This window comes from Vibrio sp. YT-16 (genome assembly GCF_033337405.1).
GTDB classification, from domain to species: domain Bacteria; phylum Pseudomonadota; class Gammaproteobacteria; order Enterobacterales; family Vibrionaceae; genus Vibrio; species Vibrio alginolyticus.
This window is the reverse complement of the sequence record NZ_JAWOQQ010000138.1, coordinates 1-1,098: the sequence shown is the minus strand read 5'-3', so window position 1 is coordinate 1,098 and position 1,098 is coordinate 1. Positions and strand designations below refer to the sequence as shown.

The following is a 1,098-nucleotide window of genomic DNA, read 5'->3' as shown; positions in this document are numbered from 1 at the left end:
TGAGCACCTGAACTCTAATCGTCCATAATTCGACCCCTCTTGTCGCATCTATCCGCCAAGCATTTTTATCCCAATACTTTTTATCTAGAATAACAAGCAAGGAAAAATGCTATGTCGAGTCGCAAACAAGCGAGACTGGAAGCAAAACAGTTTATTGATACTCTCTCGGTACAGCCGTACCCAAACTCAACCAAAGTGTATGTAGAGGGTTCTCGTCCTGACATCCGAGTGCCAATGCGTGAAATTTCTTTGGCTGATAGCCTAATTGGTGGCACCAAAGAGGCTCCAATTTTTGAGCCGAATGAGCCTGTACGTGTTTATGACACCTCTGGCGTATATACCGATCCAGATTACGCTATCGACCTTTACAGTGGCTTACCAAAGCTTAGAGAAGGGTGGATTGAAGAACGCAATGATACTGAAATCCTTGAAGATGTGAGCTCTGTTTACGCAAAAGAGCGTCTTGACGATGAAACCTTAGATGATTTGCGTTATGGCAACTTACCACGTATTCGACGAGCTAAAGCCGGAAAATGCGTCACTCAACTACACTATGCTCGTAAAGGCATTGTTACTCCGGAAATGGAATACATTGCACTGCGTGAGAACATGGGTCGCGCTAAATATCGCGATGACGTGCTGACTCAGCAGCATCCTGGTCAAAGCTTCGGTGCAAATCTACCTAAAGACATTACTGCAGAATTCGTTCGTAAAGAAGTCGCAGAAGGTCGCGCCATCATTCCTTCGAATATCAATCATCCAGAATCTGAACCAATGATTATTGGCCGTAACTTCTTAGTTAAGGTGAATGCCAATATTGGTAACTCATCGGTCACGTCTTCAATCGAAGAAGAAGTGGAGAAACTTGTCTGGGCGACACGCTGGGGTGGCGATACCGTGATGGACCTTTCTACCGGCCGTAACATTCATGAAACTCGCGAATGGATTTTACGCAATAGCCCGGTGCCAATTGGTACGGTTCCTATGTATCAGGCTTTGGAGAAAGTAAATGGCATTGCTGAGAACCTGAATTGGGAAGTCATGCGCGACACGTTAATCGAACAAGCAGAGCAGGGTGTTGATTACTTTACTATCCAT

At 45.1% G+C, this 1,098-nt stretch carries 1 protein-coding gene; it reads left to right on the top strand.

The window, feature by feature from the left end:
- Nucleotides 1–111: 111 nt before the first annotated feature.
- The coding region (locus R7F07_RS25330; protein WP_318110685.1) for a phosphomethylpyrimidine synthase ThiC at nt 112–1,098 on the top strand (987 nt) is incomplete at its 3' end.